This window comes from Herbaspirillum sp. WKF16, from assembly GCF_028993615.1.
GTDB lineage: Bacteria > Pseudomonadota > Gammaproteobacteria > Burkholderiales > Burkholderiaceae_D > Herbaspirillum.
Genome location: NZ_CP118632.1, coordinates 377,345 through 397,237, shown reverse-complemented (window position 1 = coordinate 397,237; position 19,893 = coordinate 377,345). Strand labels below are relative to the sequence as shown.

General features: G+C 66.4%; 20 protein-coding genes. 4 read left to right on the top strand and 16 right to left on the bottom strand.

What is annotated here, in order from left to right; genetic code table 11:
* Positions 1-87: 87 nt before the first annotated feature.
* From purH to tyrS, 7 genes are all read right to left on the bottom strand, one after another.
* Complete coding sequence (gene purH, locus Herbaro_RS01800) at positions 88-1,659, bottom strand: bifunctional phosphoribosylaminoimidazolecarboxamide formyltransferase/IMP cyclohydrolase (RefSeq protein WP_275012133.1); 1,572 nt, start codon at positions 1,657-1,659, stop codon at positions 88-90.
* 100 nt (positions 1,660-1,759) lie between these two features.
* Positions 1,760-1,993: a Fis family transcriptional regulator gene (locus tag Herbaro_RS01795; RefSeq protein ID WP_008117471.1), complete on the bottom strand. Its 234-nt coding sequence runs from the start codon at positions 1,991-1,993 to the stop codon at positions 1,760-1,762.
* Between the two features lie 238 nt (positions 1,994-2,231).
* Positions 2,232-3,248 carry a tRNA dihydrouridine synthase DusB gene (gene dusB, locus Herbaro_RS01790; RefSeq protein ID WP_275012132.1) on the bottom strand — a complete coding sequence of 339 codons (1,017 nt, stop codon included), beginning with the start codon at positions 3,246-3,248 and terminating at the stop codon, positions 2,232-2,234.
* Positions 3,249-3,578: 330 nt separating this feature from the next.
* Positions 3,579-4,223, bottom strand: a complete 645-nt coding sequence (locus Herbaro_RS01785) for a histidine phosphatase family protein (protein WP_275012131.1) — start codon at positions 4,221-4,223, stop codon at positions 3,579-3,581.
* A gap of 31 nt (positions 4,224-4,254) precedes the next feature.
* Positions 4,255-4,896, bottom strand: coding sequence for a YbhB/YbcL family Raf kinase inhibitor-like protein (locus Herbaro_RS01780; RefSeq protein ID WP_275012130.1), 642 nt, complete (start codon positions 4,894-4,896; stop codon positions 4,255-4,257).
* 45 nt (positions 4,897-4,941) lie between these two features.
* Positions 4,942-5,415 carry a D-aminoacyl-tRNA deacylase gene (dtd, locus tag Herbaro_RS01775; RefSeq protein WP_275012129.1) on the bottom strand — a complete coding sequence of 158 codons (474 nt, stop codon included), beginning with the start codon at positions 5,413-5,415 and terminating at the stop codon, positions 4,942-4,944.
* Between the two features lie 12 nt (positions 5,416-5,427).
* A complete protein-coding gene (tyrS, locus tag Herbaro_RS01770; RefSeq protein ID WP_275012128.1) occupies positions 5,428-6,687 on the bottom strand; it encodes a tyrosine--tRNA ligase in 1,260 nt (419 codons plus the stop codon).
* A gap of 233 nt (positions 6,688-6,920) precedes the next feature.
* On the opposite strand from tyrS, the gene Herbaro_RS01765 reads away from it, so the two are divergent.
* A complete protein-coding gene (locus Herbaro_RS01765) occupies positions 6,921-8,315 on the top strand; it encodes a M23 family metallopeptidase (protein ID WP_275012127.1) in 1,395 nt (464 codons plus the stop codon).
* Between the two features lie 69 nt (positions 8,316-8,384).
* A complete protein-coding gene (locus tag Herbaro_RS01760; RefSeq protein WP_275012126.1) occupies positions 8,385-9,503 on the top strand; it encodes an anhydro-N-acetylmuramic acid kinase in 1,119 nt (372 codons plus the stop codon).
* A gap of 106 nt (positions 9,504-9,609) precedes the next feature.
* On the opposite strand, the gene Herbaro_RS01755 is transcribed toward Herbaro_RS01760, so the two are convergent.
* The 9 genes from Herbaro_RS01755 to mpl all read right to left on the bottom strand — a co-directional run bounded on the left by Herbaro_RS01755 (position 9,610) and on the right by mpl (position 18,674).
* Positions 9,610-10,083 (bottom strand): outer membrane lipoprotein, encoded by a 474-nt coding sequence (locus Herbaro_RS01755; protein ID WP_275012125.1) that lies wholly within the window; start codon positions 10,081-10,083, stop codon positions 9,610-9,612.
* A gap of 154 nt (positions 10,084-10,237) precedes the next feature.
* Positions 10,238-11,203, bottom strand: a complete 966-nt coding sequence (gene corA / locus Herbaro_RS01750; protein ID WP_275012124.1) for a magnesium/cobalt transporter CorA — start codon at positions 11,201-11,203, stop codon at positions 10,238-10,240.
* A 162-nt stretch (positions 11,204-11,365) separates the two neighbouring features.
* The gene (gene mtgA / locus Herbaro_RS01745) at positions 11,366-12,073 is read right to left on the bottom strand and encodes a monofunctional biosynthetic peptidoglycan transglycosylase (protein WP_275012123.1); all 708 of its coding nucleotides are present in this window, start codon (positions 12,071-12,073) and stop codon (positions 11,366-11,368) included.
* A 30-nt stretch (positions 12,074-12,103) separates the two neighbouring features.
* The gene (aroE, locus tag Herbaro_RS01740) at positions 12,104-12,919 is read right to left on the bottom strand and encodes a shikimate dehydrogenase (protein WP_275012122.1); all 816 of its coding nucleotides are present in this window, start codon (positions 12,917-12,919) and stop codon (positions 12,104-12,106) included.
* A 49-nt stretch (positions 12,920-12,968) separates the two neighbouring features.
* Positions 12,969-13,850 carry a TonB C-terminal domain-containing protein gene (locus Herbaro_RS01735; RefSeq protein ID WP_275012121.1) on the bottom strand — a complete coding sequence of 294 codons (882 nt, stop codon included), beginning with the start codon at positions 13,848-13,850 and terminating at the stop codon, positions 12,969-12,971.
* Between the two features lie 55 nt (positions 13,851-13,905).
* Entirely contained in the window at positions 13,906-15,966 is a 2,061-nt protein-coding gene (locus tag Herbaro_RS01730) for a ribonuclease catalytic domain-containing protein (RefSeq protein ID WP_275012120.1), read from the bottom strand.
* Between the two features lie 16 nt (positions 15,967-15,982).
* Complete coding sequence (locus tag Herbaro_RS01725) at positions 15,983-16,606, bottom strand: chorismate--pyruvate lyase family protein (protein ID WP_275012119.1); 624 nt, start codon at positions 16,604-16,606, stop codon at positions 15,983-15,985.
* Positions 16,606-17,205, bottom strand: coding sequence for a YqiA/YcfP family alpha/beta fold hydrolase (locus Herbaro_RS01720; protein WP_275012118.1), 600 nt, complete (start codon positions 17,203-17,205; stop codon positions 16,606-16,608). The genes Herbaro_RS01725 and Herbaro_RS01720 overlap by 1 nt, the downstream gene beginning before the upstream one ends.
* Complete coding sequence (gene mpl, locus Herbaro_RS01715) at positions 17,202-18,674, bottom strand: UDP-N-acetylmuramate:L-alanyl-gamma-D-glutamyl-meso-diaminopimelate ligase (RefSeq protein ID WP_446719298.1); 1,473 nt, start codon at positions 18,672-18,674, stop codon at positions 17,202-17,204. Before mpl ends, Herbaro_RS01720 begins: the two co-directional genes overlap by 4 nt.
* Before the next feature lie 11 nt (positions 18,675-18,685).
* Between mpl and Herbaro_RS01710 the strand changes: the two genes are divergently transcribed.
* Positions 18,686-19,333 carry a hypothetical protein gene (locus Herbaro_RS01710; RefSeq protein ID WP_275012116.1) on the top strand — a complete coding sequence of 216 codons (648 nt, stop codon included), beginning with the start codon at positions 18,686-18,688 and terminating at the stop codon, positions 19,331-19,333.
* The gene (locus Herbaro_RS01705; RefSeq protein ID WP_275012115.1) at positions 19,330-19,851 is read left to right on the top strand and encodes a TlpA family protein disulfide reductase; all 522 of its coding nucleotides are present in this window, start codon (positions 19,330-19,332) and stop codon (positions 19,849-19,851) included. Before Herbaro_RS01710 ends, Herbaro_RS01705 begins: the two co-directional genes overlap by 4 nt.
* Positions 19,852-19,893: the final 42 nt, after the last annotated feature.

Here is a 19,893-nt window from a genome sequence, read left to right as displayed (position 1 = left end):
TTGTGTGCTTACAAAAAAACGCCCGGGCATGCCGGGCGTTTTCGCGTTTCGCCTGCATCGTCCGCCATGCGTCGGCGGACGTCGCGATCAATGGCGGAAGTGGCGGGTGCCGGTCAGCAGCATGACGACGTCGCGCTCGTTGGCGGCGTCGATCACTTCCTGGTCGCGCATGGAGCCGCCCGGGTGGATCACGCAGGTCGCGCCGGCGTCGACCACCACGTCCAGGCCGTCGCGGAACGGGAAGAAGGCGTCCGAGGCCACGGCCGAACCGGCCAGCGTCAGGCCGGCGTTCTGCGCCTTGATCGAGGCGATGCGCGCGGAGTCGATGCGGCTCATCTGGCCGGCGCCGACGCCCAGGGTCATGCCGTTGCCGCAGAACACGATGGCGTTCGACTTCACGAACTTGGCCACGCGCCAGGCGAACATCAGGTCTTGCAGCTGTTGCGGGGTCGGCTGCTTCTTGCTGACCACCTTCACGTCGGCCAGCAGCACGTTCTTGGCGTCCGGCGACTGCACCAGGAGGCCGCCGCCGACGCGCTTGATGTCGTAGCCGTTCAAGCCGCCGCCCAGGGGAATTTCCAGCAGGCGCACGTTCTGCTTGGCGGCGAAGACCTGCTTGGCCTCGGCGCTGAAGGAGGGCGCGATCAGCACTTCCAGGAACTGCTTGGCCACGGCTTCGGCGGCGGCGCCGTCGAGCTCGCGGTTGAAGGCGATGATGCCGCCGAAGGCCGAGGTCGGGTCGGTCTGCAGCGCCTTGCTGTAGGCTTCCAGCGGGTTGGCGCCGATCGCCACGCCGCAGGGGTTGGCGTGCTTGATGATCACGCAGGCGGCCTCAGCGGCCGCATCGAAGCTCTTGACGCATTCCCATGCGGCGTCGGCGTCGGCGATGTTGTTGAAGGACAGTTCCTTGCCCTGCAGCTGGGTGTAGTTGGCCAGCGCGCCCTCGACCTTCCTGATGTCGCGATAGAAGGCCGCGGCCTGGTGCGGGTTCTCGCCGTAGCGCATGTCCTGCACCTTCTCGAAGTGCAGGTTCAGCGTGGCCGGGTAGGCGCTGCGGGTGGCGTGCTGCTTGTCTTCGCCCAGCGAGGTGAAGTAGTTGGTGATGGCGCCGTCGTATTGCGCGGTGTGCGCGAAGACCTTCTTGGCCAGCGCGAAACGTTTCTCGTAGGGCAGGTCGCCGCCCGACTTCAGCTCGGCCAGCACGCCTTCATAGTCGGTCGGGTCGCAGATGACGATCACGTCCTTGTGGTTCTTGGCCGAAGAACGCAGCATGGCCGGGCCGCCGATGTCGATGTTCTCGATCGCGTCTTCCAGCGAGCATTCTTCCTTGGCCACGGTCTGCTGGAACGGGTACAGGTTCACCACCACCATGTCGATGGTCGGGATGGCGTGCTTTTCCAGCGCGGCGACATGCTCGGGGAAATCGCGGCGCGCCAGGATGCCGCCGTGCACCTTGGGATGCAGCGTCTTGACGCGGCCATCCAGCATTTCCGGGAAGCCGGTGTAGTCGGCCACTTCGGTGACGGGCACGCCGTTGTCGGCCAGCAGCTTGGCGGTGCCGCCGGTGGACAGGATGTTGACGCCCATGGCCGAGAGCGCGCGAGCGAAGTCGAGCACGCCGGCCTTGTCGGATACGGAAATGAGTGCTTGTTTGATCATGGTAGGCAAGACTAGGTAAGGAAGGTGGAAACCTGAAAAACCGTTGGGAAGAAAGCTGCGCAATCGACTGCCGGGACGCACGCATGCGACCCGGCGGCGCTCACAGCAGGCCGTGCTGCTGCAACTTCTTGCGCAGCGTGTTGCGGTTGATGCCGAGGATCTCGGCGGCCTGGGACTGGTTGCCCTCGGCGCGCGCCATCACGGTCTCGAAGACCGGTTTCTCGACCGTCGACAAGACCATGTCGTAGACGTTGGTGGGCAGTTGCTCGCCCAGGTCCCGGAAGTATTTCTCCAGGCTCTTCTTGACGACATCTTCAATGCTTTCTTTGCTCATTGCTTTGTTGCTTCTGTTTTTATCGGCGCCGCCGCGGCCGCACGCAATCTGATGTTGCGTCCCCCGTGGACTGGTTTGTTGCGGTAGCGCCGTGCTGTTGATCAATCGCGCGTCCTGCGCGTCCGATTCGTCCTGTGTTGCCGCCGGCGGCGGATGCCCCGCGAAGCGCCCCGGCATGAATCGCCAAATGCTTCGCCCGCCTGCCCGGCTTTCCTATGGTTCAACCATTCCAGAAAACTCAGGCTGCCAGCGCGACGTCCGCGAGGCCGTACTGCAAGCGCTCGCCGTAGGCTGCCTGTCCTGCGAAGAAATCGCGCACCGCCTTGAGCTGCTCGGCGCAATCCTCGATGCGGTTCATGCCGCGGCGGAAATCCTCGCCGCCCGGCAGGTCGCGCACATACCAACCGATATGCTTGCGCGCCGTGCGTACGCCGAGGTAGTCGCCGTAGAACGCGTAGTGCGCCTGCAGGTGCTCGTCCATCAACTGCTCGACCTCGGTGACCAGCGGCGCCGGCAGGTGCTCACCGGTGCGCAGGAAGTGGTCGATCTCGCGGAAGATCCACGGCCGCCCCTGGGCGGCGCGGCCGACCATGACGGCGTCGGCGCCGGTGGCGCGCAGCACCTCGCGCGCCTTTTCCGGCGTGGTGACGTCGCCGTTGGCGACCACCGGGATTGTCACCGCCGCCTTGACCGCGGCGATGGTTTCATACTCGGCCTGCCCGCTGTAGCCGTCGGCGCGCGTGCGGCCGTGCAGCGTCAGCATGGCGATGCCGGCCTGCTCGGCCAGCGCCGCGATCTTCAGGGCGTTCTTGTTGGCGCGGTCCCAGCCGGTGCGAAACTTCAGCGTCACCGGCACGTCCACCGCACCCACCACTGCATCGAGGATGCGGGCCACCAGCGCTTCGTCCTGCAGCAGGGCCGAACCGCACCAGCTGTTGCAGACCTTCTTGGCCGGGCAGCCCATGTTGATGTCGATGATCTGGGCGCCGCGCTCGACGTTGTACCTGGCGCTCTGCGCCAGCATCGCGGGATCGGCGCCGGCGATCTGCACCGCCTTGGGTTCCATCTCGCCGTCATGGTTGATGCGGCGGGAGGTCTTCTCGCTATGCCACAACCGCGGATCGGAGGCGGCCATCTCGGACACGGCATACCCTGCCCCCAGCTGCTTGCACAGCTGGCGGAACGGACGGTCGGTCACGCCCGCCATGGGGGCGACGAACACGTTGTTTCGCAGGGAATACGGTCCAATGTTCACGAATCGGATCAGGGGGAAAGCGGGGAAGGGCGCTATTTTAGCGCGATTGCGGGCGGCGCCCAACTAGAATCGGGGGCGGTTACATCTTTGTACCGCATTTTCGATTGATTATTTATTGAGCAGGCACAACTAGTTATCCAAGTATCAAGCCCCGACACGGAAAAGGTTTTGTGAATATTTCCGACATCGTCTTCAACGCCCTTTTTCGGCCCCCGAACAGGCGGCAACGGCGCTTAAAAATTAGGCACGATGCCAAGATGCGCAAATGACGAGGCCGCCGTCTCCGAAAAGGGAGCGCGGCGGCCTCGCGATAGGAAATTCCCTTGCAGCTCAGCGGTCGACTTCGTCCAGCGTCTCACGGTTGAGGTGGGAGATCTCGCCCCAGGAGCGGATCTGCGCGCGCTCGCCGTCCCAGTGCAGGCGATTGACGCTGGCATTGAAGATGTCGAAGGTGCGCGGCTGCGCGAGCCCGGCGCCGCTGGCCCAGTGGTGCAGGCATTCCAGCACGCCGCCGTGGGTCACGATGGCGAGCTTGCGATGCCGGCCGTCGCCGATCGCGCGGAGCACGGCCTGGACCGAACGCTGGTAGAACTCGCGCATGGTCTCGGCCTCGCGCTCGCCGGCGGGATAGCGGGCATCCGGATCGCGCGCGCGCCAGAGGCGGTAGGCCTCCGGATACTTCTCTTCGATCTCGCTGTGGCGCAGGCCTTCGAAGGCGCCGTAGCAGCGCTCGCGCAGGCCGGGATCGACGCCGATGTTCAGGCCCGTGACGTCGGCCACCGCCTGGGCGGTGGCGCCCGCGCGCCGCAGGTCGCTGGCGAAGATGGCGTCGATGCCTTCGTCGGCCAGCGCCGCGCCCAGCGCCGAGGCCTGGCGCCGGCCCGCTTCGTTGAGGGCGATGTCGATGTGGCCCTGGATGCGCTTATCCACGTTCCAGTCGGTTTCGCCGTGGCGGATCAGCAGGATGTCGGTCATGCGTGCAATGGGTGAATGCGGTTGAAGAGGCTCAGCGCGTCGCCTTGGGGTTGAGCGAATACAGGCCGGTGATCGAGGCCTGCTCCAGCACGTGGTCGCGCAGCGCGGTCAGCACCACCGAACCTTCCAGGTTGCCCACCACCGGCAACTGCTCCACATCCAGCGCGTAGAGCGTGAAGATGTAGCGGTGCACCAGCGCGTCGTTCCACGGCGGGCACGGGCCGTCGTAGCCGAAGTAGTCGCCGCGCATGTCGCCATCGCCGGCGAACCAGCCGGTATAGTCGTTGATGCCCTGGCGCGCGCCGGGCATGGTGTCGCCCAGCACCGCCGGGCCCGGCTTGCCGCGGGCAGCGACGCCGTTGCTGAACTGGCCGGCCTTGATCTGCGCGGTCGCGGCCGGGATGTCCACCAGCGTCCAGTGGAAGAAGTCCACCCGGGGCAGCTCCAGCGGCACGGTCTTGCCTTCCTGGTTGACGTCGTCGCCGCGCGACGGCACGTCGGGGTCGACCACCACCAGCGCCAGCGACTTGGTGCCGGCCGGCAGGTCGCTCCAGGCAAAATGCGGATTGCGGTTGGAAGACAAGGCGACATGGGTCTTGGGATCGGCCACGGCGAATGCGAATTCGCCCGGAATGGTGTCGCCGTTCTTGAAAGAATCGCTCCAGAATTTCATGTCAGCTCCTCGGAAGAATGGATCGGATCAACGCGTCCTGCAGATTCAGGTTTGGCCGGGCGCGGCCGCCTTCGGCTTGACCTGCAGCCAGAAGGTGACCGGCCCGTCATTGGTCAGCGAGACCTTCATGTCGGCGCCGAAACTGCCGGTGCCGACTCTGGCCTCGCCATGACGCAGGCGCGCCTGCGCCACGACATGCTCGAACAGCTGGCGCCCCAGCGCAGGCGCCGCGGCCGGCGTGAACGAAGGCCGCGTGCCGGAATTGGTGTCGGCCGCCAGCGTGAACTGCGGCACCAGCAACAGGCCGCCTTGCACATCGACAATACTGCGGTTCATCTTGCCGGCCTCGTCGGCGAACACCCGATAGGCCAGCAGCTTGCCCAGCAGCGCGTCGGCTTCGGCCGTGGTGTCGTTGCGCTCGGCGCAGACCAGCACCATCAGGCCGGCGCCGATGGCGCCGATGGTTGTTCCATCCACTACGACAGCAGCCTGGCTGACTCGTTGCAGCAGGGCGATCATGCCAGGGCCTTCTTAAGAAAGCGTGACGCGGGCGAACTTGCGCTTGCCGACCTGCACCACGAACTGGCCGGCCTCGACCTTGAGCCCCTTGTCGCTGATGACCGCGCCGTCGATGCGCACGCCGCCCTGCTCGACCATGCGCAGCGCCTCGGAGGTGGAGGCGCACAGGTTGGACTGCTTGAGCAACTGGCCGATGCCCAGCGGCGCGCCGGCCAGCGCGAGCTCGGGGATGTCGTCCGGAATGCCGCCCTTGGAGCGGTTGACGAAGTCGGCCAGCGCGTCTTCGGCAGCCTGCTGCGAATGGAAGCGCGCCACGATTTCCTGCGCCAGCGCGACCTTGATGTCGCGCGGGTTCTTGCCGCCCTCGACCTCGGCCTTGAAAGCGGCGATCTCGGCGATCGAGCGGAACGACAGCAGGTCGTAGTAGCGCCACATCATCACGTCGGAAATGCTCATCACCTTGGCGAACATGGTGTTGGCCGGCTCGGTGATGCCGATGTAGTTGCCCTTGGACTTGGACATCTTTTCCACGCCGTCCAGGCCTTCCAGCAGCGGCATGGTCAGGATGCACTGCGGCTCCTGGCCCCAGTCCTTCTGCAGTTCGCGGCCCACCAGCAGGTTGAACTTCTGGTCGGTGCCGCCCAGCTCCAGGTCGGACTTCAGCGCCACCGAGTCGTAGCCCTGCATCAGCGGGTAAAGGAATTCATGCACCGAGATCGGCGTGCCTTCCTTGAAGCGCTTGGTGAAATCGTCGCGCTCCATCATGCGCGCCACGGTGTAGCGCGAGGCCAGCTGGATCATGCCGCGGCTGCCCAGCGGATCGCACCACTCGGAGTTGTAGCGGATCTCGGTCCGGGCCGGATCCAGCACCAGGCTGGCCTGGGCGAAATAAGTCTTGGCGTTGACCTCGATCTGCTCGCGCGTGAGCGGCGGGCGGGTGGCGTTGCGCCCGGACGGGTCGCCGATCATCGAGGTGAAGTCGCCGATCAGGAAGATCACCTGGTGGCCCAGGTTCTGCAGCTGGCGCATCTTGTTCAAGACCACGGTGTGGCCCAGGTGCAGGTCGGGCGCGGTCGGGTCCAGGCCCAGCTTGATGCGCAGCGGCTGGCCGCTTTTCTCGGCGCGCGCCAGTTTCTGCGCGAACTCGCTTTCGATCAACAGCTCATCCACGCCGCGCTTGGCGATGGCCATCGCTTCCTGGACGTTGTCGGAAAGCGGCAAGGATGAGCTGGAAGCCGCGTTGGCGGGGGAGGAGGACTGGTCTGCGTTCATCGATATAACTAAAAAATAGGCTTTTGTAGGACAGTGCCGCGAATGCGTGTTGCTATAATTCCGACTTTCGTTTTTCTGCTGGCGCCTGGACGCGGCCTTAGAAGCTCATCAGCAGAGAGTGCATTCACATCCGTGCAGGTGTTTCGCGGGCGCAACATGACGGGGGGACAGTAACGTCATGCGGCCACAGTACGCGCCACCGGCCACGGAAACGTCAGATTTTAACGTATTGCATGTTCCCACAAGATAAATTCAAGCGCGTCACGTCCCGATGCATCTCCGCCCTCCAGTCCAGCCACCGCAAAATCGCAGGCTCCTCGCCTAAGACCCGCATCGTCGGCGCGACCGCCCTGTTCATGGCCGCCTTCACCATCGGCGCCGCCGGTTTCGCGCCGGCCGAGCCCGACATGAAGGATGCGCCGGTCAACCCGATCTCCAAGGACCTGGCCCTGCCCGACCTGCAGTCGCAGATCGCCGCGCTGGAAGACAACGCGCAGTACTACGTCAACGAAGAAAAGGTGCGTACCGGCGACACCCTGGCCGCACTGCTGAACCGCCTGGGCGTGGACGACGACGAGGCCGCCGGCTTCATCAAGTCCGATACGCTGGCGCGCTCGGTGATGCAACTGCGCGCCGGCAAGCGCGTGGTGGCGCAGACCGACGAGAGCGGCGAACTGATCCGCCTGTCGGCCACGCTGGACGACGGCGGCGATACCCCACGCAACCTGGTGATCTCGCGCCAGGACGGCCAGCTGAAGGCCGACGCCGTGCCGGCCACGCTGGAACGCCGCGTCGAGATGCGCGCCGGCACCATCTTCTCCTCGCTGTTCGCGGCCACCGACTCGGCCCAGATCCCGGACGCCGTCGCCCTGCAGCTGGTCGACATGTTCGCCACCAACATCAACTTCGCCTCCGACCTGCGTCGCGGCGACCGCTTCAACGTGGTCTACGAAACGTACTGGCAGAACGGCGACCTGGTGCGCATCGGCCGCGTGCTGGCCGGCGAGTTCGACAATGCCGGCAACCGTTACCAGGCGGTGTGGTTCAACGATCCGGCCAGCAAGACCGGAGGCGGCGGTTACTACGCCTTCGACGGCAAGTCGCTCAAGAAGGCCTTCCTGAAGTCGCCGCTGGCCTTCACCCGTATTTCGTCGGGCTTCTCGATGCGCCTGCACCCGATCCTGGGCAAGTGGAAGCAGCACACCGGCGTCGATTTCGCCGCGCCCACCGGCACCCCGATCCACGCGGCCGCCGATGGCGTGGTCGACTTCGTCGGCCAGCAGAACGGCTACGGGAACATCGTGGTGATCAAGCACTGGAGCGGCTACTCCACCGCCTACGGCCACATGAGCCGCTTCGCCTCCGGCATCAAGAAGGGCATGAAGATCGGCCAGAACGACGTGATCGGTTTCGTCGGCATGACCGGCTGGGCCACCGGCCCGCACCTGCACTACGAATTCCGCGTCAACAACCAGCCGCGCAATCCGCTGTCGGTGGAAGTGCCCAACAACCAGGCGCTGACCGCGCCGCAGATGAAGAATTTCCGCGCCGTGGCGGCCGACATGCAGCACCGCATGTCGATGCTGCGCGTGCCGGGCGCGCCGGACGTGAAGCTGGCCGCGAAGTAATCGCCGGCCATTGCCGGAACCGGGGGCGGTCGCTGTAGAATCAGCGACCGCCCTTTTTCTTTTTGCGCGATGACTTCTCCCCTCTATATCGGACTGATGTCCGGCACCAGCCTGGACGGCGTGGACGGCGTGCTGGCCGCGTTCGGCGACGGCGACGCCATTTCATCCACGCTGGCCGCGGCCTACGTTCCCTTCCCCGACCACCTGCGCGCCGACCTGATGGCGTTGCAGGCCGCCGGCCTCAATGAGATCGAACGCGAGGCGCTGGCCGCCAACGCGCTGGCGGTGCACTATGCCGACTGCGTCGCGCAGCTGCTGCTCCAAAGCGGCAAGCCGGCCGGCGACGTGCGCCTGGTGGGCGTGCACGGCCAGACCATCCGCCATCGGCCGGAGCTGGGCTTCACGCGCCAGACCAACAATCCGGCGCTGCTGGCCGAGTTGTGCGGCATCGATGTCGTGGCCGATTTCCGCAGCCGCGACGTCGCCGCCGGCGGCCAGGGCGCACCGCTGGTGCCGGCCTTCCATCGCGCCGTCTTCGGCGACGACGCCGAGTCGCGCGTGGTGGTCAACATCGGCGGCATCGCCAACCTAAGCATCCTGCCGGCCGGCGCCGGCCAAGGCACCAGCGGCTTCGACACTGGCCCCGGCAACGCGCTGATGGACGGCTGGATCCAGCTGCACCAGGGCCGCACTTATGACGCCAACGGCGACTGGGGCGCCAGCGGCGAGGTGCATGCCGGACTGCTGGCGCAGTTGCGCGACGAGGCCTTCTTCCGCCTGGCGCCGCCCAAGAGCTCGGGCCGCGACCTGTTCCACCTCGACTGGCTGCAGGCTGCGCTGCTGCGCGTGGGCGCGCCGATCGCGCCGGCCGACGTGCAAGCCACGCTCACCATGCTGACCGCGGCCACCATCGCCGAGGCCATCGAGGGCCACGCGCCCGATGCGCGCCAGGTCTACGTATGCGGCGGCGGCGCCGAGAATGCCTTCCTGATGCGCTTGCTGCGCCAGGCGCTGGCGGGGCGCGCAGGGGTGCAATCGACCGCGGCGCTGGGCGTGGCGCCCAACCGCGTGGAGGCGCTGGCCTTCGCCTGGCTGGCGCGCCGCTTCGACCTGCGCCTGCCAGGCAACCTGCCGGCCGTCACCGGCGCGCGCGGCTTGCGGGTGCTGGGCGCCTTGTACCCGGCCTGATCCGGGACGGGCTTCTTGCAGGCAAATAAAAATCCCCGCCTTGGCGGGGATTTTTCATGGGCGCCGATCCCGGATACCGGGGCGGCGTGATGGCGTCATCGCGTCATCAATAGCGCGAAATCTTGCCCTCATCCAGCCGCACGCGATCGCCCACGCGGAAGTCGGTATTGTCTTCCTGCGCGAAGGTCTGCAGCGAGCCGTCGCTCATGCGCACGCGGATGTTGTAGACCTGCTTGCCGGCGGCATTGTTGCGCTGGATCTTGTTGCCGGCGTAAGCGCCGCCTGCCGCGCCGGCGACCGTCGCCACCGCTTGCCCGGTGCCGCCGCCGATGGTGCTGCCCAGCAGGCCACCGGCCACGGCGCCCACCACGGTGCCGGCCACGCCGCTGCTTTCCTTGTGGGTCACTTCGATGGCTTCGACCACGCCGGTGCCGTTGTAGGACGCGACGCGCTCATAGCTTTGCGATTGCGGCGCCGCGCCGTAGGGTTGCTGCGGGCTGGCGCAGCCGAACAGGATGCCGGCGAAGCTCAGGCTGACCACGGCCAGCGATGTGTAGTGATGTCTCGTCGAATGTCTCATGCTGCTCTCCTCGTTTGGACTGCCGATGATGCATTGTGGGAGCGCGCAGCGGCGCGCGGCATCGGAAAACAGCCATAAATCTTGTCAGACAAACAGCCACGGGAGGGCCGGTCTTGCGGGAGGGGACGGCGGCGGGAGCGCGGCTCCCGGCGCATCAGTTGAGCCAGCCACGGCGGCGGAAGTACCAGAACGGCGCGATGGCCGAGCCGATCATCATCAGGATCGCGATCGGGTAGCCGACCTGCCATTCCAGCTCCGGCATCCACTTGAAGTTCATGCCGTAGATGCTGGCGATCAGCGTGGGCGGCAGGAACGCCACCGACGCCACCGAGAAGATCTTGATGATCTTGTTCTGGTTGATGTTGATGAAGCCGACGGTGGCGTCCATCAGGAAGTTGATCTTGTCGAACAGGAAGGCGGTGTGGCCGTCCAGCGACTCGATGTCGCGCAGGATCTGGCGCGCATCTTCGAACTGCTCCGAACTGAGCAGGCGACCGCGCATCAGGAAGCTGACCGCGCGGCGCGTGTCCATCATGTTGCGGCGGATGCGGCCGTTCAAGTCTTCCTCGTGGGCGATGGTGTTGAGCACCTCGGCGGCGGCCTGGTCGGACAGGCTCTTCTTCAGCACGCTGGTGCTGACCGCCTCCAGCTTCTGGTAGATGCCTTCGAGGGCGTCGGCGGAATACTCGGCATCGGTCTCGTAGAGGTCCAGCAGCACGTCGCGGTAGTCGCCGATGGAGCCGGGCCGCGAGCGCGCGCGCATGCGCACCAGGCGGAACACCGGCAGGTCCTCGGCGTGCACCGAGAACAGGATGTTGCGGGCCAGGATGAAGGCCACCGTCATGGTGGAAGAAGATTCGTCGTCGCCCTCGAACAGGAAATCGGTGCGCAGGTGCAAGTCGCCGTTCTCGGCCTCGAAGTAACGCGCCGAGGCTTCGATGTCGCTGAACTCGTCCTCGTCGGGCAGGGTCACGCCGTAGATGCTCTTGACCCAGGCGCGCTCTTCGTCATTCGGTTCCGTCAGGTCGACCCACACCGGTGTTGCCTGTTCCAGGTCGGCGCGGCTGTCGATATTGACCTGGTTGAGTCGTCCGTTTTGCAACACGAATACATTGATCATGGGCTCTCGCTGGCTGGAACGCGGGGAATGGCAAGCGCGTGGACGCTTGGGTTCCGGGCAAGCGCCGGAACGTGCGCAAGTGTACGTTCAACCCCAGGCGCAGGCAAGCTCGGCGCACGCCTTGGGCGCGATGTCACGCGCCTGTCATGCGCCCCGCCCGGCTCACTTGTGGGTGGGCGGCAGCGCGGCCGCGTTCATGCGGCGCAGGATCAGGCCGGTGCGCGCGGCCAGGTAGCCGGAGCCGCGGTTCTTGTCGTAAAAACGCGGGCGCGGCAACATCACCGCCAGCCGCGCGGCCTGCTCCGCCCCGAGGCCGGCGGCGGTGGTGCGGTAGTAGTGCTGGGCGGCGGCCTCGGCGCCGAACACGCCGTTGCCCCACTCCACCACGTTCAGGTAGATCTCGAAGATGCGCTGCTTGTCCATCAGGAATTCGAGCATGTAGGTGATCACGAATTCCTGGCCCTTGCGCAGGTAGCTGCGCTCGCCCGAGAGGAACAGGTTCTTGGCCAGCTGCTGGGTGATGGTGGAGCCGCCGGCGACCACCTTGCCCTTCTTCTCGTTTTTCTCGTAGGCCTTTTGCAGCGCCTCCCAGTCGATGCCGTCGTGTTCCGAGAAGTTGGAATCCTCGGAGGCGATGATGGCGCGCTTGAGGTTGTTGGAGATGCGCGCGTAGGGCACCCATTTGAATTGCAGCTGCGCGTTGGGATCCTTCTCCTGCAGGATGGACAGCTGGTGGCGCATGAAGCTGGTGGAGTCCGGATTGTGATCCACCCACCACCAGATCTGCAGGAAGAAATACGCCTGCAGCAACAGCACGCAGGCGAGCGGGACGAGGACGATCCAGAGGAGCAGCTTGCGCAGGGATTTCATGTGCCGTTCTTGTTATCGTGGCCCGGCGGCTTACTGCGCCAGTTGCCGGCGCAGGCTGGCGAACACTTCCGAGGTGTCGGGACGCACGCCGCGCCAGAGCAGGAAGGCCTCGGCCGCCTGCTCGACCAGCATGCCCAGGCCGTCGCGCACGGTGGCGCCATGTTGCTGCGCGCTTTGCATGAAGACCGTGGCCTGGCGCCCGTACATCATGTCGTAGGCCAGCGTATCGGCGCCGTAGACGGTGGTGGGCAGCGGCGGCAGGTCGTCCGACAGGCTGGCCGAAGTGGCGTTGACGACCAGGTCGAACACGCCGTCCAGGTCAGCGTAGGCGGCGCTGCTGACCGGGCCGTGTTCGGCGAATTGATCGGCCAGCTCGGCCGCCTTGGACTGCGTGCGGTTGACGATCACCAGTTCCGCCGGCTGTTGCTCCAGGAGCGGCAGCAACGCGCCGCGCGAGGCGCCGCCGGCGCCCAGCAGCAGGATGCGGCGCCCGGCCAGGGCGAGGCCGGCGTTGACGGTGATGTCGGTCACCAGGCCGGCGCCGTCGGTGTTGTCGCCATGGATGCGACCGCCTTCGAAGCGGAGGGTGTTGACCGCGCCGGCCAGGCGCGCGCGTTCGGACAGGCTGTCGGCCAGCCCGTGCGCCTCCAGCTTGAACGGCACCGTGACATTGGCGCCGCGCCCGCCGCGACGCTGGAACACCTGCACGCTGGCCTTGAAGCCTTGCAGCGGCGCCAGCAGGCGCTCATAGCTCAGTTGCTGCCCGGTCTGGGCGGCGAACTGCGCGTGGATCTCCGGCGATTTGCTGTGGGCAATCGGATTGCCGATGACGACGTATGCATCCATGTTGGTCCGCCTGTTCCCTAGCTTGTCTTGTTCTGTGCGCCCCGGCATTTCAGCCGGCGCCGATCTGCGTCTGCAGCCCCTGGTCGCGCGTGAAACGGAAGCGCGTCACGATTTCCCATACGTCGTCCTTGCCGGTGCTGCGCATGTTTTCCGGGAAGCGGCCGAACGGCGCCGAACGGCGCACGATGGCCACCGCCGCCTGGTCCAGCGCCGCGTTGCCGGAACTGGTCTTGACCACCACCCCGCCGTCGCGCTCGTAGATGGTGCCGTCCTGGAACACCGGGATGATCACCAGCAGCTCGCCGTACAGCTTCTTGCCGTCCTTGCTCGGGAAGTTGAGCGTGCCGACCTTTTCGATCTTGTCCTGCAGCGTCTTGTAGTACTGCGCGTAACCGACTTCGCGCGTGCTGGGCGTGATCTGGGTCTTCTTCGGACGCTTGTTGTATTCCTCGATGTTCTTGGCCACCTCGGCTTCCATGCGCGCCATCGCGCGGGCCGTCTCCAGCATGTCGCGGGCGTTGAGCTGCGGCGCCTCCCTGGGCTTTTGCTGCTCGGCGCTGGCCACGCTCTGCGCCGACGCCTTGGCCTGCGCCAGCAGCTTGCGCTGCTGCTCTTCCAGCTCGTTCACGCGGCGCTGCGCGGCCTTGACGCTGTCGCCGGTCTCCTGGCGCTTCATGTCGGGCAGCGGCGACTTGGCGCGCCCCTTGTCGACATTGCCGCCGCCGTCGAGATTGGCCTGCGCCAGCGCCTCGGCGTTGACCGGTTTCTTGTCGTGCTTGGCGTTGACCAGGATCACTTCCAGTTCCGGGTCGGACGGCTTGAGCCGGAAAGCGTCGGGCGCGGCGAAGTGCACGGCCAGCAGCACGCCGTGCGCCAGCAGCGAGATGCCCAGCGCGTAGCTCAGCAGACGATGTTGGGAAAACGGATTCACTGCGCGTACCGATGGCCAATGATGGTCAAAGCAGCAATTCTACGCCAGGCCATCGTCATTGGGCCGCATCCGCGGCGCGGTTTTCGCCGTCTTCCGGCGCGTCCGCCACAGGCTGCTCGCCGGCCGCTTCGCCCTCGGCGGCCTCGCCGGCGGCCATGCCTTCCAGCAATGCCTCGTCCTCGTCGCCCAGGTCCACATCCAGCGCCTGGGCGGCGGAGGCAGGCACTTCCAGCAGGCGCGCCTCGACGCTGAGATCGACCTCATCCCAGCGCAGCAGGTCGAGCCGCACCTGCAAGCCGCGCGCCAGTTGCGGCAGGCCGGGCATGCGCAGCACCAGCGGGATCTCGACCAGGCGCAGGATTTCATCCTTGAGCACCACCGCGTCGACCTGGCGCGCTTCCTTCTGCGCCAGCCAGCGCAGGCACCAGTAGCGTTCCATGGTGGACTGGAAGTCGGCGTAGCCGGCGTAGGCGGCGTCGAAGCTGGAGACGATGGCGAACAGGTCGGCGTCGCGCGGCTTGAAGGGCGCCACCAGCGGCGCGGTCACGCCGTGCTCGATGCAGGCCAGGATCTGCCACTGGTTGACCAGGTCGGTGTAGCGACGCAGCGGCGAGGTGCTCCACGCATACTGGTCCACGCCCAGGCCCTGGTGCGGGGCCGCATGGGTCACCATGCGCACCTGCATCTTGGCCGCCCAGCCGCCGGCGCCGCCGCCCTGGGCGCGGTAGATGCCCGGCACGCCATGGTCGGCCATCAGCTTGCCCCAGGTGCTGTTGGCGAAGATCATCAGCTCGGCCACGATCTTGTCCAGCGGGGCGCCGCGCTTGCGGCGCACGATGGAGACCACGTCGTCCTCGACGTAGAAATTGAAATCGACGCGGTTGTTCTGCTCCGGACGCAGGCCGAAGCCCTCGCGCTTGACCATGCGGCCCTGCTCGAGGACCTGCACCCATTGCCACAGGATGCCGATCTCTTCCTTGTGTGGATAGTCGCCCGAACCGGCGGCCAGCGCCTCCTCGGTGACCAGTTCGTCGAGGTCGTTGTGGCGCAGGTTGGCGGCGATCGGCACCAGCTCGGCGCGGGTCTCGGTGGCCAGCACTTCCCAGCTGGAGGCGTCCAGCGTGGCATACAGCGACAGCGCCGGACGCGCGGCGCCGGCGTCCAGCGTGTAGGCCGCGACCAGGTCGTCGGGCAGCATGGTGATCTTCTCGCCCGGCATATAGACGGTGGACATGCGCGCGCGCGCGATCGCGTCGATGGCGTCGTCGCGCTTGATGGCCAGGCCGGGCGCGGCGATGTGGATGCCCACGCGCAGCTTGCCGTCGGCCAGGCGCGTCACCGACAGCGCATCGTCGATCTCGGTGGTGGTGACGTCGTCGATCGAGAAGGCCTGCACGTCGGCCAGCGGCAAGCCGGTAGTGGGCGCGGGAATGGCGATGGCCGGGAAGCCGGTGCCGCGCGGGAAGTGCTCCGACAGGAACTTGGCGTAATGCAGTTCCTTGGGCGAGGCGATGCCGCCGGCGGCCAGCATCAGGCGCTGCGGCGTGGTCTGCAATTCCTTGGCGGCGGCGTCCAGCGCCTTGAATTCGATGCCGTTCTTGTCCGGCTTGAAGAGCAGCTGCAGCGCGATGGGCCGGAACGCCTCGGGCAGCTTGTGCGCCTTCAGCTCGTCGACGTAGGCGGCCTGCGCGGCCAGTTGCAGCTTCTTCTTTTCCAGCCCGGCCAGCGCCGCCTGCAGCGAAGCTTGCGGCGCCGCCTTGTAGCGGCCGCGGCCCTTCTTATAAAAGTAGATCGGCGCGGTATGCAGGCGCAGCAGCATGCCGGCCGCTTCCGGCGGCTGCGGCGCGTGGCCGAAATATTCGGCCGCCAGCTCGGCGAAGCCGAACTCTTCCTCGCCCGCCGCTTCCCACAGGAAGTCGAGGTCGACTTCATCGGAAATGGCCTGGGCCTGCTGCAGCAACTCCTGCGGCGAGGGTTGGGCGAACTGCAGCAGCGCGTCCTTGGCCTTGACCTTGGTGCGCTTGCCGGAGGCCATCTCGACCTGATAGGACTCGCCCTGCTGAGTCATGACGGAGCCGGCCTTGAAGTCGCCGGATTCTTCGAACAGTAAATTCATCGTGTGCTTCTGCTTCTCAATCTTTCAAATTCTCAAATCTCTTGCCGACCCCGGGCTCGGGACGAATCAGCGCACCCAGCGCCGGCAGGAAAACGTCGGTAACCATCAGCACGCCGCCGCGGCGCGAAAACAGCGAGCGGCGCGCGAACAAGGCGGTCGGGATGGCCTCATCCGGCAAGGCCGCGGCGATGCGGCGCATCAACGGATGCTTGGCCTGCAGGCGGGCGTAGAAAATCGGGCTGCGCGCCACCAGCGGGTCGAAAAACAAATTGGCGCCCAAGGGCGTCGTGCCCAGCTTGCTGAAGAAGGGCCAGTCGGACTTGACCGACGCCGTCGACAGCACCGTGTGGCCGAACACCACCGGCCGGCCGCCGCAATGCAGGATCACGTCGCGCTCGACCACCCGGCTGCGCGCGGCCACGCCCAGCGCGGCATGCTCGTCGGCCAGGATCGGGCCGGGACGCTGGCGCAGCAGGCGCACCGAGAAATCGTCGGTGCGCGCCTTGAGCTTCAGGGTCATCGAGCCGGCGTCGGCCAGCCAGGCGCGCGTGCGGCGCGCCAGGTCGCCGTCGCCGGCCAGCAGCGAGGCCAGCGCCTGCGGATGCGCCATCCAGTTGGCGCGGCCCGGGCAATGCGGCATCAGGACACCGCCTTGCCCGCCGCGCCCACGCCGCAAAACGCCAGCACGTCGTCGAGGTGATCGGCGAACTCGGCGATGCCGTGGTCGCTGCCTTCGATGACGGTCTGGCGTGCGCCGGGGTAATGCGCCACCATCTCGCGCCAGTCCAGCACTTCGTCGCCGGTGGCGGCGATGAGGAAGTAACGCTCGGGCCGGGTGATGCGTTCGGTCATCAGCGCGCGCAGTTCGTCGACGTACTCGCGCTTGAATTCGAAGGGTTCGTCGGAATGGTATTGCGTGCTCACGCCGATATAGGACTCCAGCTCGCGCGGCGGCTTTACCGCCGGGTTCAGCAGCACCGCGCGGCAGCCGTATTTCTCGGCCAGCCAGGTGGCGTAGAAGCCGCCCAGCGACGAGCCGACCACGTTCAGGCGCGCCAAGTCCGGGCCGGCCTGTCGGGCGATGAGCGCCTCGGCCAGCGCGATGGCGCCGGCCGGCGAGGCCGGCAGCTGCGGGCAGGCGTACTGCTCCTGCAAGCCCAGTTCGCGCATGCGCTGCCCCATCAGGCGCGCCTTGAACGACTGCGGCGAGGAACGGAAACCGTGCAGGTACAGGATCATGCCAGCGCGTCCAGCAGCTTCTGGTGCACGCCGCCGAAGCCGCCGTTGCTCATCACCAGCACCTGATCGCCGGCGCGCGCGGCGGACTTGACGGCCTGCACCAGCGCGCCCAGGTCGTCGTAGGCGCCGGCCTTGGCGCCCAGCGGCGCCAGCGCGTCGGCCAGGTTCCAGCCCAGCGCGTCGCGGCCGTCGCGGGCGCCATAGCCGAACACCAGGTCGGCGTCGGCCAGGCTGGCCGCGAGCGCATCCTTCATGGTGCCCAGCTTCATGGTGTTGGAGCGCGGCTCCAGCACCGCCAGGATGCGCGCGCCCCCGATTTTCTTGCGCAGGCCGGCCACCGTGGTGGCGATCGCGGTCGGATGGTGGGCGAAGTCGTCGTACACGGCCACGCCGTTGGCGGTGCCGCGCAGTTCCATGCGCCGCTTGACGCTCTGGAACAGGCCCAGCGCCTCGATTGCCTGGGCCGGCGCCACGCCGACGTGGCGCGCGGCGGCGATCGCGGCCAGCGCGTTCATGCGGTTGTGCTCGCCGGAAAGCGACCATTGCACGGTGCCTTGCGGCTGGCCCTGGAACACTACGTCGAAGCGGCCGTCGTCATGGTTCACCAGCGCCCAGCCGCCTTGCGCGGAATCGGCCACGCCGAAGTCCTCGCGTTCGCTCCAGCAGCCGCGCCCGATCACGCGTTGCAGCGCCGGCTCGCGGCCGTTGACCAGCAGCCGGCCGATGCCGGGCACGGTGCGCACCAGATGGTGGAATTGGGTTTCGATGGCTGCCAGATCCGGGAAGATATCGGCGTGATCGTATTCCAGGTTGTTCAGGATCGCGGTGCGCGCGCGGTAGTGCACGAACTTGCTGCGCTTGTCGAAGAAGGCGGTGTCGTACTCGTCGGCTTCGATGACGAAGAACGGCGACGGGCCGCCATGGCCGTCGCTGCCCAGGCGCGCCGAGATGCCGAAGTTCATCGGCACGCCGCCGATCAGGAAGCCGGGCCGGTAGCCGGCGTGCTCCAGGATCCAGGCCAGCATGGCCGAAGTGGTGGTCTTGCCGTGCGTGCCGGCCACGGCCAGCACCCATTTGTCCTGCAGGATGTGGCGACCGATCCATTCGGGACCGGAGACGTAGGGCAGGCCGCGGTTGAGGATCTCTTCCATCAGCGGGTTGCCGCGCGAGACCACGTTGCCGATGACGAACAGGTCGGGCTTGAGGTCGACCTGGGACGGATCGAAGCCCTGCATCAGTTCGATGCCCTGGGCTTCCAGCTGGGTACTCATCGGCGGGTAGACGTTGGCGTCGCAGCCGGTCACCTTGTGGCCGGCTTCCTTGGCGAGGACGGCGAGGCCGCCCATGAAGGTGCCGCAAATGCCGAGAATGTGAATGTGCATATCAAATCTACAGGTGTAATCGCGTGATTTTACCCGACCCGGCCCTATCCGCCGATGCCGGCCGAGCCAAAAAGCGATGCCGCGCATGAGCGGGTATGATGTCGCCCATGCCAGATTTCTACACATCGGAAACCGAACAGCTGCGCGCCGAGATCGCCGCGGCGGCCGCGCGCATGATCGCCGAGGACGGCGCCGACTACGGCACGGCCAAGCGCAAGGCGGCCCGACAGATCCTGGGCAACCAGAAGGCGCGCGGCGAGATCATGCCCGATAACGAGCAGATCGAAGACGAAGTGCGCATCTATAACGAACTGTTCTTCGCCGACACGCAGCCGGCGCGCCTGGCGCACCTGCGGCGGGTGGCGCTGAAACTGATGCAGGATCTGCAAGCCTACAACCCCTACATCGTCGGCGCGGTGTGGAACGGCACCGCCGGCGAGCATTCGGATATCCACCTGCAATTGTTTACGCCCAGCGCCAAGGACGTGGAAATCTTCCTGCTCAACAAGAACGTGAATTTCGAAGTCGGCGAGACGCCGCACTTCCGCCATGGCCAGCCGGTGGAGACGCTGAGCTTCCTGCTGCCGCAAAAGGGCGCGGCGCCGGAACTGGCGCATGTGGCCGTGTACGACGAAGACGACCTGCGCGGCAGCGTGCGCGCCGCCCCCGGCCGCCGCCCGGAACGCGCCGACGCCGGCGCGCTGGCGCGCCTGATAGAAGAGACCTCAAAGGAAGAAGATCGATGAAGAAGCTGCGCAATACCATCATCCTGGCGGTGGTTGCCGTCATTTGCGTGGGCGTGGGCATGTACGCCAGCCATCGCGCCACGCCTGCCGACTCGCCCGAAACCCAGGCCCTGAACCGCCTGCTGTCGCAGTCGATGCCGGACGCGTCGGGCCGGCAGCAGTCGCTGGCCCAGTGGAAGGGCAAGCCGCTGGTGGTCAACTTCTGGGCGACGTGGTGCGGCCCCTGCGTGGAAGAGATGCCCGAGCTGACGGCCTTGCAGCAGGAGATTGCCCCGGTGCAAATTCTGGGAATTGGCGTCGATAGTCAGGAAAATATCGCCAAGTTTGCGCAAAAGTACCAAATCCGCTATCCTCTGTTCGTTGCCGGAACCGGCGCCACCGATTTGCTCAGGCAATTCGGCAATCAGGCGGGCGGTCTCCCCTTCACCGCACTGGTGGGACGGGACGGCAAAGTCAAAAAGATCTACCTCGGCCGCTTGAAGTTCGACGAGCTGCGCCAAGACCTCTCCCAACTGTAAATCCGCGCAAAGAAAGTTTTTCTTGCCAAAAGATGGCATTTG